Source organism: Profundibacterium mesophilum KAUST100406-0324 (assembly GCF_009835145.1).
Taxonomy (GTDB): Bacteria; Pseudomonadota; Alphaproteobacteria; order Rhodobacterales; family Rhodobacteraceae; genus Profundibacterium; species Profundibacterium mesophilum.
The window spans coordinates 157061-172803 of record NZ_APKE01000022.1; the positions used below are offsets into that span (position 1 = coordinate 157061).

At 66.0% G+C, this 15743-nt stretch carries 12 protein-coding genes; 5 read left to right on the forward strand and 7 right to left on the reverse strand.

The genetic code is table 11. The features are described from left to right. Positions 1-213: 213 nt before the first annotated feature. Genes PMES_RS09655 through PMES_RS09665 form a run of 3 tightly spaced genes read left to right on the forward strand, consistent with a single transcriptional unit; the run spans position 214 to position 5013 of the window. The gene (locus tag PMES_RS09655; protein WP_159965503.1) at positions 214-2430 is read left to right on the forward strand and encodes a GumC family protein; all 2217 of its coding nucleotides are present in this window, start codon (positions 214-216) and stop codon (positions 2428-2430) included. Next, positions 2420-3613 carry a glycosyltransferase gene (locus PMES_RS09660; protein ID WP_201288985.1) on the forward strand — a complete coding sequence of 398 codons (1194 nt, stop codon included), beginning with the start codon at positions 2420-2422 and terminating at the stop codon, positions 3611-3613. Before PMES_RS09655 ends, PMES_RS09660 begins: the two co-directional genes overlap by 11 nt. Then, positions 3610-5013 carry an oligosaccharide flippase family protein gene (locus PMES_RS09665; protein ID WP_236549762.1) on the forward strand — a complete coding sequence of 468 codons (1404 nt, stop codon included), beginning with the start codon at positions 3610-3612 and terminating at the stop codon, positions 5011-5013. The genes PMES_RS09660 and PMES_RS09665 overlap by 4 nt, the downstream gene beginning before the upstream one ends. Positions 5014-5018: 5 nt before the next feature. On the opposite strand, the gene PMES_RS09670 is transcribed toward PMES_RS09665, so the two are convergent. The 5 genes from PMES_RS09670 to PMES_RS09690 all read right to left on the reverse strand — a co-directional run bounded on the left by PMES_RS09670 (position 5019) and on the right by PMES_RS09690 (position 12368). Further along, on the reverse strand, positions 5019-6572 hold the full coding sequence (locus PMES_RS09670) for a glucosamine inositolphosphorylceramide transferase family protein (RefSeq protein ID WP_159965504.1): 1554 nt from the start codon (positions 6570-6572) through the stop codon (positions 5019-5021). A 112-nt stretch (positions 6573-6684) separates the two neighbouring features. Continuing rightward, entirely contained in the window at positions 6685-8928 is a 2244-nt protein-coding gene (locus tag PMES_RS09675) for a hybrid sensor histidine kinase/response regulator (protein WP_236549763.1), read from the reverse strand. Between the two features lie 147 nt (positions 8929-9075). Next, positions 9076-10242 (reverse strand): RsmB/NOP family class I SAM-dependent RNA methyltransferase, encoded by a 1167-nt coding sequence (locus tag PMES_RS09680; protein WP_159965505.1) that lies wholly within the window; start codon positions 10240-10242, stop codon positions 9076-9078. Between the two features lie 135 nt (positions 10243-10377). Next, a complete protein-coding gene (locus PMES_RS09685; RefSeq protein ID WP_159965506.1) occupies positions 10378-11919 on the reverse strand; it encodes an alanine/glycine:cation symporter family protein in 1542 nt (513 codons plus the stop codon). Positions 11920-11930: 11 nt separating this feature from the next. After that, entirely contained in the window at positions 11931-12368 is a 438-nt protein-coding gene (locus PMES_RS09690; protein WP_159965507.1) for a universal stress protein, read from the reverse strand. 406 nt (positions 12369-12774) lie between these two features. Between PMES_RS09690 and PMES_RS09695 the strand changes: the two genes are divergently transcribed. Further along, on the forward strand, positions 12775-13503 hold the full coding sequence (locus tag PMES_RS09695; RefSeq protein WP_159965508.1) for a Crp/Fnr family transcriptional regulator: 729 nt from the start codon (positions 12775-12777) through the stop codon (positions 13501-13503). Positions 13504-13509: 6 nt separating this feature from the next. On the opposite strand, the gene PMES_RS09700 is transcribed toward PMES_RS09695, so the two are convergent. Both PMES_RS09700 and PMES_RS09705 read right to left on the reverse strand, forming a co-directional pair. Further along, positions 13510-14118 (reverse strand): sensor histidine kinase, encoded by a 609-nt coding sequence (locus PMES_RS09700; protein WP_159965509.1) that lies wholly within the window; start codon positions 14116-14118, stop codon positions 13510-13512. A 450-nt stretch (positions 14119-14568) separates the two neighbouring features. Beyond that, positions 14569-15108 carry a hypothetical protein gene (locus PMES_RS09705; protein WP_159965510.1) on the reverse strand — a complete coding sequence of 180 codons (540 nt, stop codon included), beginning with the start codon at positions 15106-15108 and terminating at the stop codon, positions 14569-14571. Between PMES_RS09705 and PMES_RS09710 the strand changes: the two genes are divergently transcribed. Beyond that, positions 15107-15580 carry a MarR family winged helix-turn-helix transcriptional regulator gene (locus PMES_RS09710; protein WP_159965511.1) on the forward strand — a complete coding sequence of 158 codons (474 nt, stop codon included), beginning with the start codon at positions 15107-15109 and terminating at the stop codon, positions 15578-15580. The genes PMES_RS09705 and PMES_RS09710 overlap by 2 nt on opposite strands. Positions 15581-15743: the final 163 nt, after the last annotated feature.

Genomic DNA, 15743 nt, shown 5'->3' on the forward strand with positions numbered 1-15743 from the left:
GCCGTGCGGATGCCTCAGTTCGGGCCATGTATTCCGGCAGCCTGCCGTCATGTGCAATACTGGCGGCTCATCCGGACCGGCACGATGTCGAAGGCGGCCCCGCGCGCCGGCCAATACCGGCGCATGGCGGGTGCGGGGGGCGAGTGATATGGGCGGCGAGCACGGTGCGAGCGATCGAGAACGCACCGCGCGAGGCAATTGGTGGAAGAGCGAATGAACAGCAGGATCTTCCCGAACGAAACGGGCCCGTTCATCGGCGGGCGCCTTCCCCCCGGCGGATCGGGCGGCGGCGATCCCGACGCCGTGGACCTGCGCGGCCTGCTGCGCACTTTCTGGAAGCGGCGCTGGTCGATCCTCGGCGTGATGCTCGCCCTGGGCGCGTTGACCTGGTTCGCCGTGTCGCAGATGACCCCCGTCTATACCGCGCAGGCCAAGCTGATCCTCGATCCGCGCAACCCGGACATCATCACCCAGGACAAGGTCGTGGCCGATCTCGACCTGACCTCGCAGATCGTCAACGGCGAGATCGCCGTCCTGCGCTCGAACCTTCTGATCGAGGATGCCATCCGCACCATCGGCGCCGAGGCGCTCGCACCGATCGATCCCGCGCTCGCGCCCCCCTCGCTGAGAGAGCGGCTCGCCGAGCGATTGAACATCCTGCTCGGCCGCCCCGCCGAGGACAGCCCCCTACCCGCCGCCGATCTCGATGACCCCGCGCGGACGGAACGCCTGGTGCGGGCCGTTCGTCGCAACCTGTCGGTCTTCAGCGACGGCGATTCCTATGTCATCGTGGTGCGCGTCGAGGCGGGCGATCCGCAGGTCGCGGCCCTGCTCGCGAACACACTTGCCGAGCGTTACATCACCCTTCAGCTCGATACCCGGCGCGATGCCGTCGGGCAGGCGACGGACTGGCTGGAGGAACGCCTGACCGATCTGCGTGCCCAGGTCGAGGAGGCCGAGGCGGCCGTCGCCAATTTCAGCGCGGACAGCCTGCTCAAGGATGGCGGCACGCTCGAGAATGCCAGCCAGCAGCTCGCGAGCCTCAACGGTCAGCTCATCACCGCCCGCTCGGCGCGTGTCGAGGCCGAGGCGCGTCTCGACCAGCTCGAGAAGGTCATCGCCGAGGAGGGCAAAGAGCAGGCCGCGCGGATCGTCACCACCCCGGCGATCGAGGCCCTGCGCGCGCAGGCGCTCGATTTGCGGCAGAAGGATGCGGTCTGGGCACAAAGCTATGACCCCGACCATCCGCGCCGGACCGAGATCGCGAAGGAACTGGTCCAGATCGAGAGCGACATCACGCGCGAGCTCGACAAGGTGATCGAGACGCGCCGCTCCGAGCTCGAGATCGCGCGGCTGCGCGAGCAGAGCCTCGAGGGCAGCATCGGTACGACCGAGGACCGCGTGATGTCAATCACCCGCAATTCGCTCGGCCTGCGGCAACTCGAGCGCGAGGCGGCCGCCGCGCGGCAGACCTACGAATCGCTGCTGACGCGGGTGACCGAGACACGCACGCAAAAACAGCTCCAGCAGCCCGATGCCAAGATGATCGAGCGTGCCACCGTTCCGGGGGCTCCCTCCGCCCCGCGCCCCAAGCTGATGGCCGTCCTCGCCGCCGCCGTCGGGGGCAGCCTGATGGCCGGCCTCGTCTTCTTCAACGAGATGACCGCCACCACCTTCCGCAGCGCGCGGGAGATCGAGACGGAAACCGGCCTGCCGGTGCTCGCCCTTATCCCCGCAGAACGCTGGCGCGATATGAAACGCGGCATCAAGGCGTTGCGCGCGGCGCCCTACACGGTCTATGGCGAGCGGATCAGGCAATTGCGCACCGCGCTCCTGATGCGCGGCGGGCGCGACCTCGTGCGCAGCGTCCTCGTTCTCTCCTCCGCGCCCGGAGAGGGCAAGACGACCACCACCGTGGCCCTCGCGGAGATGGCCGCCATGGCCGGGAAATCGGTGATCGTGATCGATTGCGACCTGCGCCGCTCGACCCTGCAAAAAGCGTTCGGCTGGAGCATGGAGAACGATTTCGCCGATTTCATCAAGGGTGACACCACCTTGTCGGACGCGATCTTCGTTCCGCCCGATCTGGGCTTCGACGTGCTGGCCGCCAAGGGTCCGCGCCCCGACGCCGCCGAGGAGCTTTCGGTGACATGGCTGCAGCCGGTGATCGAGGAGCTGAAGCGGGTCTATGACGTGGTGCTGATCGATGCACCCGCGCTTCTGGCGGTTTCCGACGCGATGATCCTGGCGCAGGTCGTCGATACCCGCGTCTATCTCGTGGCCTGGAACGCCACGCCGCGCGCGGCTGTCTCCGAAGGCCTGGCGCGTCTTGCGGAGATGCGCCTGCCCATCGACGGGATCATCCTCAACAAGTTCGATCAGGGGCGCAGCAGTGACCCCAACGCCAAGGGCTACACCTATGAAAGCTGAAACGCGCGGGGCCTTGAACGCGCCGCGGGGGGATCTGCGTCCCAGCTCCGGGCTGCGGGTCGCGATCATCCATTACTGGCTGGTGGGCATGCGCGGCGGCGAGCAGGTGCTCGAGGCGCTGTGCCGGATGTTCCCGCAGGCCGACATCTATACCCATGCCTATCTTCCCGCCAAGGTCAGCCCCGCGATCCGGCGCCACAAGATCACCACCACCTCGGTCGGGCGCCTGCCCTTCGCACCGAAGCTCTATACGCGCTACCTGCCGCTTATGCCGCGCGCGCTCGAAGAGATCGACCTGGCCGGCTATGACCTGGTGATCTCCTCCGAGGCAGGTCCGGCCAAGGGGGTGATCGCGCCGCCCGACGCGGTTCACCTTTGCTATTGCCACTCACCCATGCGCTACCTGTGGGACCAGTATCACACCTACCGCAACGGCGCCGGGCTCCTGACCCGCACGCTGATGCCGCCCCTCGCGGCGAAACTGCGCAGCTGGGACGTGGTGAGCGCGGCCCGCGTCGATGCCTTCGCCGCCAACTCGCACCATGTCGCGGCGCGCATCCGCAAATACTGGCGCCGCGAATCGACGGTCGTGCACCCGCCGGTCGCACTCGATCAGTTTGCCCCTGTCGCGCCGGAAGCACGGGGGGATTTCTACCTCTGGGCCGGAGAGCTCGCGCCTTACAAGCGGCCCGACATCGCGATCGAGGCATTCAACCGCCTGCAACGGCCCCTCGTGGTGATCGGCGGACCGGGCAGGACCGTGCGGGCGCTGTCGGCCAAGGCCGGCGACACCATCCGCTTCCTCGGCCATGCCCCTTATGACGTGCTCAAGCAGCATCTCGCGGCCTGCCGGGCGCTGATCTTTCCCGGAGAGGAGGATTTCGGCATCGTTCCCGTCGAGGCGATGGCATCGGGCCGGCCGGTCATAGCCTATGGGCGTGGCGGCGCGCTCGATACGGTCCGAGACGGCGAAACGGGCCTTCTGTTCCGCGACCAGAGCGTCGAGGGCCTCGTCGACGCGGTCACGCGGTTCGAGGCCGAGGGGCTCGAGGATCTCGATCCGATGGCGCTTCGCGATCACGCCCGCCAGTTCGACGAGGCCAGTTTCGTAACCGGCCTGGCGGACATGCTCGCCGCCGAGGGCATCGCGTTCGAGCCGGCCCCGGGAGCCCCGGCGGCGTGAAGAAATTCCTCTCCGCGCCGTTCCTGCTTGGCGTCGGCACGCGGATCGGCAGCCAGATCATCGCCTTCGTGCTGGTGATGATCGCCTCGCGCTACCTGGGCCTCACCGCGTTCGGCACCTACGCCCTGGCATGGGCCGCGGCGGTGGTGGCCAACACGTTCGTCTTCACCGGCCTCTACCAGGCGGTCCTGCGCAGCGACGACGCGGACCGCGAGATGGATCAGCTTTTCTACCTGATGCTCGGCGTCGGGCTGGTCGGCAGCACGATCATCGCCGGGGCGGGCCTCCTTGCCCCCGGCGCGGTCGGCGCCGCGCTTCTCGCGATTGCCCCCATCCCCACGTTGCAGAGCCTGCCTGCGTGGAACGAGGCGCGCCTCGTGCAATCCGGGCGCGTCAGGTCGGCGAGCGCCTACACGCTTGCCGCCGAGGCCTCTGCGCTCGGTGTCGCACTCGTGGGGTTCCGCCACGGGATGGGTATCGGCAGCCTGATCGCCGCGCGCTACGGCGCGGTGCTGGTGGCGGCGGTGCTTACCACGGCCCTGTCGCCGCGCCTGCCGCGCCTCAGGCGCGTCCCCGGCACCGCGCGCCGCAGCCTGCGCACCGCCTTGCCGCTCTGGGCGACGGCATCGGTCGGGATGTTCTCCAATTACGGCGCCGACCTGATGCTCGGGATCTTTCTCAATCCTGCCGCCGTCGGCGCCTACAGGGGCGGGGCGCGCATCGCGATGACCGCCTCCGACGTGGTGGTACAACCGCTGATGATGCTGACCTGGGCACGGTTCTCGCGGCTCGAACGCAATGGAGAGCTGTCGCGGCTGGGCGCGGCCTGGCACGAGACGATCTCCTTTTCGGTGGCCCTCATCTGGCCCGTCATGGCCTCCGTCGCGCTCCTGTCGCGCGACCTCGTCCTCACTCTCTTCAACGAAACCTGGCTGGCAGCGGCGGGGGTGGTCTCGATCCTTGCCATCGCACGCAGCTTCCAGAGCTTTTCGGTCCTTCTCGAGCCGACGATGATCTGTAGCGGTCGGCCCGGGGTTCAGCTCCGTATCAGGGCGATCGGGGCGGCGATCCTCCTAGTCGCGCTGCTGGTCCTGGGGCGGCACGGGGGCGAGATGGCCGCGATCGCGCAGCTTCTGACCGGGCTCTGCGTCGCTTTGCTGGCCTTGCACGCGATGCTGGGTCAACTTGGTCTCGGCCCGCACGCGGCGCTGGCCGCGATGCGCCCGGGGGCTGGCCTCACCCTTGCCTGCATCGCCGTGATCATAGCCACGCGGGAGCTGCGCGCGGATTGGCCGGGGCCCCAAGGGCTCGGCCTGACGGTCGCCTTGCTGGCGCTCGTCTGGGTGGGCATCATGGCGCTGTTCCTGCGGAAGGGCATTCTCGTCCTGCCCGCGGCCTGAGCCGGTCACACCCGGCGCGCGTCGAACACCACAAGCCCGTCCAGCGCGTCGACATGGTGGATGCCGATATGGCCGGGGGCGAAATCCGGGGTCAGGTGCCGAACCCGGTGCTCGCGATACTCGGTCGGTGTCAGCGCCTCGATCCGCATGATGTTGAGGCCATATCCATAGGTGCCATGGGTGTTGTCCTGCGCGCAGCGATACAGATGGCCATCGCGGGCGAAGATCCGCCCGCCTCCCCGGGCGCGGTCGGAGCCGACCACCACGGGATTGAGCGGATGGGGAACAGGATTGCCCAGATCGGGACCATCGACCATGAAAAGATGGAGCTCGCTTCCGAAATCGCCGTGCCGGTCATTCGCCAGGTTGGTAAAGAGCCACCATTGTCCCTCATGCTCGACAAGACCGCTATCCACCGCGCCGGTCCCGTCGAGCGCGGTGGCGAAAAGCGTCCACCGATCGGGAAAGGACAGGGCGCGGTGCACCTCGACGCGGCCCGTCTGATGCGTCTCGGGCATCATGTAGATCTCGCCCCCATGGGCAAAGACCATCGGATAGGACAGATGGTGCGGCGCCGTCATCGCCGGGCCGATCTCGATGAAGGCGTCATCCTCGATCCGGCCGACACCGATATGCCCGCGCCGCGTTCCGTAGTCGTAATCCTCGAAGAAGAGATACGTCTCGCCCGCATGCGCAAAGAGGAAGGGGTCGGCCCAGTACCGGTTTCCCGGGATTGCGATTTCCCGCGCCCGGGCGGGGTCGAAATCCAAGGGATCGCCTTGCGCCAGGCGCAGCGTGAAGGCGCCGGGGCGCCGGCCGAGCCGGGCTTTGGCACGCTGCTCGACGCGTCGCAGAAGCTCTCTGCCGACACGGAACGGGTAGCCCATGCGGGACTTGTCCCCGTGCGTCTGCAGTGGGGACGGCGGCAAAGGCGCGGGCGGCGTATCGTGGAGTGCAAGATGGCGCAGCGCGTTCACGATGATCTGCACCGATTTCTCACGGAGCAGATCATCGTTCCGACTGGCGAGAAACTTCACGTCGAAGCGGGCATGCGCGATCGTCTCGCAGGTGCAATCGGCGCGGCCGGGGGCGCATGTGTGCATTTGCAGGCGGACGGGTGACATGATCTGCCCGGTTACCGACGGACGGTGCCCCGAGCCCGTGCCATGCAGATCGAGTTGCCACAGGCCGAAACGCGACAGGGCGGCGAGAGATGGCGTAACCGCGACACCGCTCAGATCAACGAGAACGTCGCATGGCTCCGGCGATCGGCGGGGAATGTCGTGCAGACGCGGATCGAGCGGCGGGGCCGCGGCTTTCAGACCCATGATCCGCCGCTCGGCGGCCAGGATCGCGCGGGTGACCCGACGCGGCGACGCAGCCGGTGTGCCTTGCGCGATGTAGAGCAGATCGAAGCGTGGATCCTCGACGAGCAGGTTCAGCAGCCGTATGGCACCCGGATCGGGCCGCTCGGGATCGGAGAGGATTGCCCCGATCCGCAGGCCATGCGCCCTCAAATCCGGACCGAGCGTCGATGCTGCCGCAAAGGGTCGCGGCATCGAGGATGGGGCATGAGCTTGATCGTGCTGAACATACCCGGACTAAAGGTTCTGCATCGAACCATTGTCAAGCGAGGGGCATGCACTGGTCACGCAGTGCGTCCCATCCGGGTCAGGCGAGCTGATCGTTGACGGTTTGCGTCAATGCGGTGAGCGAGAACGGCTTGGGAAGGAAGACCGAATTGGGGATCTCGGCCTGGTGCGCGGAGAAGCTCTCCTCGGCATAGCCGGACACGAAGACCACGCCGATACCCGGGCGCGTCTTGAGTGCTTCGCGCACCCAGCTGGGACCATCGAGGCCGGGCATGATGACATCGGTGACGAACAGGTCGACCTCGATGCTTCGATCTTCCAGAACCCCGAGAGCCGCCTCGCCATCCTCGGCCTCGATCACGGTATAGCCGCGCATCCGCAGGGCACGCGATGCGAAGGCCCGCACCGGCGCCTCGTCCTCCACGAGCAGGACGACGCCCTCCTTGCGCACGGCGGGCGGGCGCGGCGGCCGGGTCGCGGGCGCCCTGGGCTGCGGCGAGGCGCCGCTGCGGCTATGGGCAGGGAAATAGAGTTTGAACTCAGTTCCCTCGCCAGGCGTGCTGTCGGCGAAGATGTAACCGCCCGTCTGCTTGACGATGCCATAGGCCGTCGACAGTCCCAGCCCCGTCCCCTCGCCGGTCCGCTTCGTGGTGAAGAAGGGCTCGAAGACCTTCGGCAGCTTGTCGGGGGTGATGCCGGTGCCCTCGTCCCTCACCCTGACGATGACGTATTCCCCGGCAGGCACCGTGACACGGTCGCGCTGCAAGGGACGTATCAGCAGCTGGCACTGCGTCGAGATCTTGATGTCGCCGCCCGATGGCATCGCATCGCGGGCATTGACCACGAGATTCATGATCACCTGCTCGAGCTGCCGCTTGTCTGCGCGCACCATCTTCAGCTCGGGATCGTGATCGAAGGCCAGATTGACCCGCTCGCCCACCAACCGATTGAGCAGATGGGTCAGGTCCGACAGTGTATCGCGCAGATCGAGCGGTTCGGGACGCAGGTTCTGCTTGCGCGAGAAGGCGAGGAGCTGTCCGACGAGGCTGGCCGCGCGGTTGGCGTTCTGGTTGATCTGCTCGAGATCGGCGAATTCGGGATCGCTCTCGTCGTGTCGCAGCAGCAGAAGATCGCAATGTCCGCTGATGGCGGTCAGCAGGTTGTTGAAGTCATGCGCGACCCCGCCAGCCAGCTGCCCGATCGCCTGCATCTTCTGGCTTTGCACGAACTGTGCCTCGAGCGTCTTGAGCTCTGTCGCGTCATGCAGCACCGCGACGAGCCGTTTGCCGTCCTCCGCATCGATGCGTCCCAGCGTGATCTGCAGGAACAGCTCGCTCGGGGCCAGGCTGGCGCGCACCACTTCCGGGCGATGCAGGCCGCGCCCGGCGAACGCGTCGCCGAGCCATTCGGACACGGGCCTACCGAGGCCCTCGACGAGGTCGGCGAAATCATGAGGCGTGCCCTCGTCGATCTCCAGCAACTGCCGGGCGAGCCTGTTGGCCTGACAGACCTGCCCCCCCTCGACCATCTGCAGGATCGGTACGGGAAGGGCGTCGAAGGCGTCCTCGCCCTTCTGCTGGCGTCCGGTCGCCGGAACCGCGATCAACTCACGTAGGCCGCCCGGAAGCCCGGCCTCGATAAGATCGACGCCGCCGCAGTTGCGCAGGTTTCGCACCGGAAGATCGACGGTTGTCTCGGCGATCTGCAGATCGTCCAAGGTGCGCGCCGTCCTGCCCAGCAGCGAGCGCATCGCCGCGTTCATCCCGTCGATCCGCTCGCCCGGGCCGACAAGCGCGCGGGGGAGAGGCGAGCGATCCTGCGCCAGGCGGTCGTTCATCTCGAAGGACCACAAGAAGCGGGCCCCGTCGAGCGCCAGGATGCACAGGTCGACCTCGACGCTGCCGTTGCGCATGTGCTCGCGCGCGCGCCCGAACTTGGCAGCCTGCGCGAAGAGGCGCGCGAGATTTATCTCGGGCACGGCCACGAAAGGTTGCAGGACGCGGATCACGCCCTGTCCGTCGAGCACGCCGAACTGCGACCGGGCGGCGGCGTTCTGATAACCGATCTCCCCGTGCGGCCCGGTGACGAATTGCGGAACCGGCGAGGCGCCCGCGATCGTCTCGAGCAGTTCCGAAAGGGTCTTGTCACGCTGCCGGCGCCTGAAGGTAAAGCTGCCGATCCCGATCGCCGTGAGGCCGATAACGGCGGCAACAGAAAACAGGGCCGCCCTGAGAAGGGGAGCGTCGATCATCCCGCCGATCGCGAGCAGGAAGATCGCCGCGGAGGCGAACAACCCGCTTTGTGCCGTGGAGGGTGAAATCACCGGACTTGTTTCACAACGGGAAAGCGCCACCTGACATCCTCGTCTGGTAAATTCGAGATTTACCCTACTCATCCACAAGCTAACGCAGTTTTAAGTTCGAACGGCGAGTTTAATTCATCTTGGATCGATTGACGGAGCGTCCGACACTCAGCACTTGGTCAGAATGGCCAGGAAAAAGCCGTCACCACCATCGAGCGGGTCGAAACGCACCTGTTTTCCAAGTGTCCACCCGCCATTGCGTTCGAGAAAGGTGTCTATGCGATCTTCATTTTCGGATCGCAGCATCGAGCAGGTCGCATAGGCGAGGCGCCCCCCGGATGCGACATGTGCCGCAGCGTCATGCAAAACCTCGTCCTGCATGGCCTCCAGCGCGCGCAGCCGCGATTCGGTCAATGTCCACTTGGCCTCGGGGGCACGGCGCCACGACCCCGATCCCGAGCAGGGGGCATCGGCGAGAACGAGATCGAACCTGCCTTGCCCACCGATCGAACGCGGATCGTGCAGCGTCACTTCGACACCCGCGCGAGCCGCCCGTTCTGGCAGGTCGGCCATCCGCGCGGGCGCGATGTCATGCGCATGGAGCGCCCCGCCGGTCCGGGGCGCCATCGCGAGGGTCTTGCCACCGCCCCCGGCGCAGTAATCGAGGATGCGGCGCGCATTCTCGACCGGAAGCAGGTCCGTGACCGCCTGGCTCGCCGCGTCCTGCAACTCGACCAGACCTTCGGCAAAGCTCTGCCCCTGTCGCAGGCGCCGCGCATTCGCCGTCAGCTCCAGCGCGGTCGGCGACAGTGCGGATGGCCGGCTTTCGATCCCTTCCTCGGCCAGACGGCGCGCCGCCTCGCGCGGATCGCCGCGCAGCGTGTTGACCCTGACGAAAACCGGCGCGCGCTCCTGGAGGCATTTCATGACCGGCTCGAAGCGATGTTCGAGTGATGTCTCGAGCGAGGGCGCGAGCCATTCGGGACAATCGAGCGCAACCAGCCGATCGGCGGGCATGCCGGGATCGAGCGCCTCGGCGGCATCGAGCGGCGCGGGTGCATGCCCCTGCCCGGTGAAGAGCGACGCGGGGTCCGTTCCAGTGCCGCGCAAAAGGCCAATCATGCGTCCGCGGCCCGTCGGGGCCCCGCCCCTGGCCGCCGCCGAGCACCAGCGGCGAAGCGCGGCGAAGACATGGTCGCGCACCGCGGCACGGTCCTTGGAGCCGGCGAAGCGCGCGCCCCGCGCCCAGTTCGTGAGCGCCTTCTCCGCCGGCTGTCCCGCGCCGATCACATCGAGGATGTCGATGGCTGCCTGAACTCTGGCGCCTGGGGTCATGGATGCCTTCCTTCCTCGGATCGCCCGTGCGGGATCTGCCCACCGGGACGAAAAAGGGCAGCCCGGTTGCCGCCGGCCTGCCCTTCTCGTCGGGTATAGCTTAGAATGCGCTCAGCGCGGCATCAAGCGGTCCCTTCAGCCCTTGTAACGCGCGATCTCTCCCCGGCTCAAGCGTGCCCCGTAGGAGTTCAGCTCCCGGCGCACGAGACGCATCAGGAAGTAGAGCGCGAAGATGTTCACAACGGCCATGGAGAAGATAGCGGCATCGGAGAAGTCGATGACCGGACCGAGATTGGCCGCCGCCCCCACGATGATGAACCCGCAGAAGATGACCTTGAAGACGAGCTCCTTCACGCGGCCTTCGCCGAAGAGGTAGGTCCAGGCCTTCAGTCCGTAATAGGACCAGCTGATCATCGTCGAGAAGGCGAAGAGGACGACCGCGACGGCCAGCACATAGGGGAACCAGCCGATCGAGGTTCCGAATGCCGCCGAGGTCAGGGCGACGCCGGTATTGCCGTCGATCGTGGAGATGGCGCTGCCCGCCTCGTTCAGGACGAACCGGCCGGTCGCGGGATCCATGATCAGCTGCCCCGAGATGGTGATCACGAGGGCGGTCATCGTGCAGATCACGACCGTATCGATCAGCGGCTCGAGCAGCGAGACGAAGCCTTCGGTGATCGGCTCGTTGGTGCGCACCGCGGAATGCGCGATCGCCGCCGATCCGACGCCCGCCTCGTTCGAGAAGGCCGCCCGCTTGAAGCCTTGGATGAGCGCGCCGACAAGGCCGCCCGCCACGCCGAGACCGGTGAACGCGCCGGCGAAGATCTGTCCGAACGCCCATCCGATCTTGTCGTATTCCATGATCAGGATGATGAGCGCTGCCCCGACATAGAGGATGCCCATGAAAGGCACGACCTTCTCGGTCACGCGCGCGATCGACTTGATCCCCCCCACGATCACCGTGAAGACGACGGCGGCGAAGACGATGCCGGTGATCCAGCCGGGATAATCGCCCACGATCCCGGAGATCTGCGCATGGGCCTGGTTGGCCTGGAACATGTTCCCGCCGCCAAGCGCCCCGAGGATGCAGAAGACCGAGAAGAGGATCGCCAGCAATCCGCCCCCCGGCAGCCCCAGTTCCCGAAAACCCTTGGACATATAATACATCGGTCCGCCGGAGACCGAGCCGTCTGGATACTCGTTGCGGTATTTCACCCCGAGCGTGCATTCAGTGAACTTGGACGCCATCCCCAGCAGACCCGCGAGGATCATCCAGAATGTCGCCCCCGGACCGCCGATCCCCACCGCGACGGCGACGCCGGCGATGTTCCCGAGCCCGACCGTCCCCGAGAGGGCCGTTGCGAGCGCCTGGAAATGGCTGACTTCGCCGGCATCGTTGGGATTGGTGTAGTCCCCTTTGACCAGGCGGATGGCATGGCCGAAATAGCGGAACTGCACGAACCCGAAATAGAGCGAGAACACCGAGGCCGCGACCACCAGCCACAGCACGATCCAGGGAAAGTCGGTCCCGTAGAGCGGCGCGAAGATGAAGTTCACGAAAGGCCCGGTCGCCTGCGCGAAAATCTCGTTCACGCGTGCATCGAGGCCCAGGCTCTCCTGAGCGGATGCCGGTGCGGCGGCGAGTGACGCGGCCGTTGCGAATGCGAGTTTCTTCATGGGTTCGGGCCTCATTTGACGACCGTGACGGGCACGTCCGCCCCCCTCACGAGATTATGGGTGGAGGAGCCGAAGATTCGCTTGGAGAACCCGCCCTCCGAGGCGCGCGCGACGATGATCTGGGTGGCGCCCTGCTCGCGCGCGATCGTGTTCAGCGCATCCGCGACATCACCGTGGCGCACGATCCCCGTCGCCGCGAGACCCTCCTTCGACAGCCGCTCGACGGCCGGCGTGATCACGCGGGTCTGCACGGTGCTGATTTCCTCCTCGCGCCGTCGGTGGCGCTGCGCGTTTTCCTCCGCCGTCTGGAAGGCGTAGGGCGACCATTCGATGATATAGGCGACGACAAGATCGCATTCGCCGATCAACCGTGCCTGGGTGACCGCGAAGTCTAGCGCGCGCTCACCCGACGGATGTCCGTCGATACCGACAATGAGTCTGGCTGGCATCGGAAATCTCCGTGTTGCGGCCCCCGTCATGGGAGGGATTGCCGAGCTGGCAATCCCCGGAAAGGCCGTAAGATAATAATGTCGTTCAATATGTTTTCTGTCCTCATCATATGGAAGCGCTCGGCGTCTGTCCGCAGTTTTGTTCCCGGCGCCGTTGATCGTTTGCCACGGTCGAGCGAAAGCGCCTGTACCCCGCGCGCCGCTCGCCACCGGCGCGGCATTCGCGGCGTGGCCCGACATGCATCGCGGCGGCTCCCGGCCCTCTCCGTGCGATACTGTACCAAGGGGATCACGGTTCGACAGGGGGGGGCGCACCTGCTAGCGTGCCGGGGTCGACCCTTGGGTTTCCGGGCGGGGTCGTTGGAGAGACATGCCTCATGCTCTTGCCCCAAACGCAGGAGCCGTCATGGCCAAGGCCTTCGGTCAACCGACCGACTCCAATCGTCTTCTCTCATCGCTTTCACCTGCCCTGCGCTCCCTGCTGGAGCCTCATCTGCACCTGACGCGGTTCGAACGACAGTCGGTTCTGCAATACCCGCAGGAAACCATCGGCTGTGTCGTCTTCCCGGTCGGATGCATCGGCTCGATGGTGGCGGTCGGCAACGACGATCGGCGGATCGAAGTCGGGCTCTTCGGCTTCGAAGGAATGTCAGGCGCGAGCGTCGTGATGGGGGTGGATACGAGCCCGCTCGAGGTGTTTATCCAGGTGGCCGGTGACGGGTATGCGATCGATACCGATGTCTTCCGCAAGCTTCTGAGGCAACATGACGAGCTGGCGGCTCACTTCACGCGATACATCCATTGCCTGAACATCCAGACCACTCAGACGGCCCTTTCGAACGGCCAGGCCAAGCTTGAAGAGCGCCTGGCGCGCTGGCTTCTCATGTGTCACGACAGGGTGCCCGGCGACCGGATTTCTCTCACCCATGAATTTCTTTCGGTGATGCTGGGCGTACGGCGGGCGGGCGTGACGGTCGGCACCCATCTCTTGGAGGGTAAGGGGCTTATCCGGGCGGAGCGCGGGATCATCTCCGTGCTGGATCGAGAGGGCCTCGAGAAAGAGGCGCGCGGCTCATACGGCGTGGCCGAAAAGGAATATCTCCGCCTGTTCGGAAAAGACCGCATCGAACGATGAGCGTTTTCATCGGATCGGCAACTCGATCCGGTAGACCGCGCAGGGACCCTTTTCGATCCTTATCGTCCCGCGGTGCTTTTGCACGGTCGAGGTTACGATCACCATGCCCAGCCCCCTGGTGTCGTCGAGGCGGAATCCAGCCGGCAGGCCCTTGCCGTTGTCGCCGACGATGACGACCAGGTGCCCGTCATCGTTGGTGAAACAGGTCACCGTGATCGCAGTCCGCCCCTCGGCCCCGCCATGCTTGACGGCATTTGTCGCAAGTTCGTTCACCACGATGGCAAGGCAGCCCGCGACATCCATCGGCACCGCGATGTCCTCACCATCCACGCGCATGTCGATATCGAGACTTTCGCAAAGGTCTTCGGAAAAATCTTCGAGATGGCGCGAAAGCCGTACCCGCCCGTTGGTACCGTCCCGTCCCATCATCCCGTGAAGGCGCGAAACCGCACCCAAACGGTTGGCAGCGTTCACGAGTGCGATGCGCGCCCCTGCGACGGAATCGATCCGGCGGCTTTCATGGCGCAGCGCCGATGAAAGGAACGCGAGGCTGTTCCCGATCCTGTGGTCGGCTTCCCGGTCGCGCGGTGCATGAGACGTGTTCAATTCTTGCATCGATGTACCTGTGTCATGACAGTTTACAAAAAAACACTCGCAGTGAGGACATCCGCCGCCATTACTCGCACTGAAGATACTGAGAAAACTTTGTCCGACGAATGCCCCAACGTCATTTGTGGTCGATAGGGCATGGGTGGACAAGTGGCGGTGCGGAAGCGCACCAACGGGCAAAGGCCTCTCATCGCTGATCGCCAAAGGCACCAAAGCCCTGCCACGGCGCAGCAGCCAGACGGAAAGCCCCTGCCTTTCCCGAAATGCGGCAATAGCGAGCCGGCAATTCGCCAGTGCCGTCCATGCCCGCGGTCCGTTGTACTCACGCAGCAATCACCCTTGACACTGGCCTAGCGATCCAAGATGCCGCCACCCCCCACGCGGCGCGCCATGCAACGGGGTGATGTCATCGACAATCCGTCCGGTTCGACCACCCGAGGACGGCCCACCACTTGCTCATTGTCGGCCCTTCTTCGCACTCTCGGCCTTCGGCCGCAGACCGGCAGACAACCATGGCGCCGCGCTTTCGGCGCCACATGCGGAGCGCATCCCCGATGCCGCGCTTCGGGTGGAACTTGGCGCCTCCCCCATGCGGGCCGTAGGCCCAGCAGAACCCATGGGGATCACCAACTCGAAGATCGACGCCGCGATGGTGAACCGGGAGACAGAGAGTGCCGTGAAACCGTCGAGGCCGGGCGTCAGGTGAAAGTCGCCGAAAAGCGCCGCCATCAGGACCGAGTACGCCCGGAGCGACATCCCCGCCCGCGGGGCGCGTAGCACCATGGCGGCGGCGAGCATCTTGCCTGAGATCGTCCGGAACACCGCCACCGGGGCCAGTATCCGGAGCATGACGGTCAGCGGGCGCATCATGCGCACCAGCGACGCCGCCACAATGTACCGGGTGGGGTCCGACAGATGTGTCTTGCCGCGCCTTTCCGCCAGCCCGATGCCACACGGTTGTCTGGTGAAAGCAATCAGCATACGAACTGTCGGCATGACAACCGATACATTCGCCCTGCACTATCTGTTGCATGCAGGCGCGCTGCTCGAAGAGCGGTTGCGCGAACGTCTCGCCCGGATCGGCGTCAAGCCGCGTCAGGCCCGAATCATCGAGGCCCTGTCCCGGATGGAGCCGACGAGCCAGATCGCCCTCGCGCGCGAATTCGACATCACGCCCGCCAGCATGAGCACGATGACCGTCCGGCTGATCGAGGCGGGCCATATCTCGCGCGAACCCCATCCGGGTGAGGCGCGGAGCAATATGCTGCGGCTGACGGAGCGCGGGCGCGGCCTGCTGTCGGAGATCCACGCCGCCTGGCGCGATATCGATGCCCTGATCGTGGACCGGCTCGGGGACGAGACCGCCGCAACGTTGGCACAGGTGACCCGCGAGTTGCGCGACAGTCTCGGCGGTCAGGTTCCCGGCGCGGGGAGCGTGAACACTTCACGCTCGCGAAAGGCTCCATAACCCGCGATACCGGCAAGGCGCCGCTCGCTCTCGCCGTGCTGCTCGTGTGGCACCGGCCCGCGCGCATTTCCGATACCGATTGGCGCGGCTACGGCATCGACAACCAGACGTTGCTTGATGCCGACGAGATCCGTGCCCATGTCGGCAGCGGCATCTATGCCGG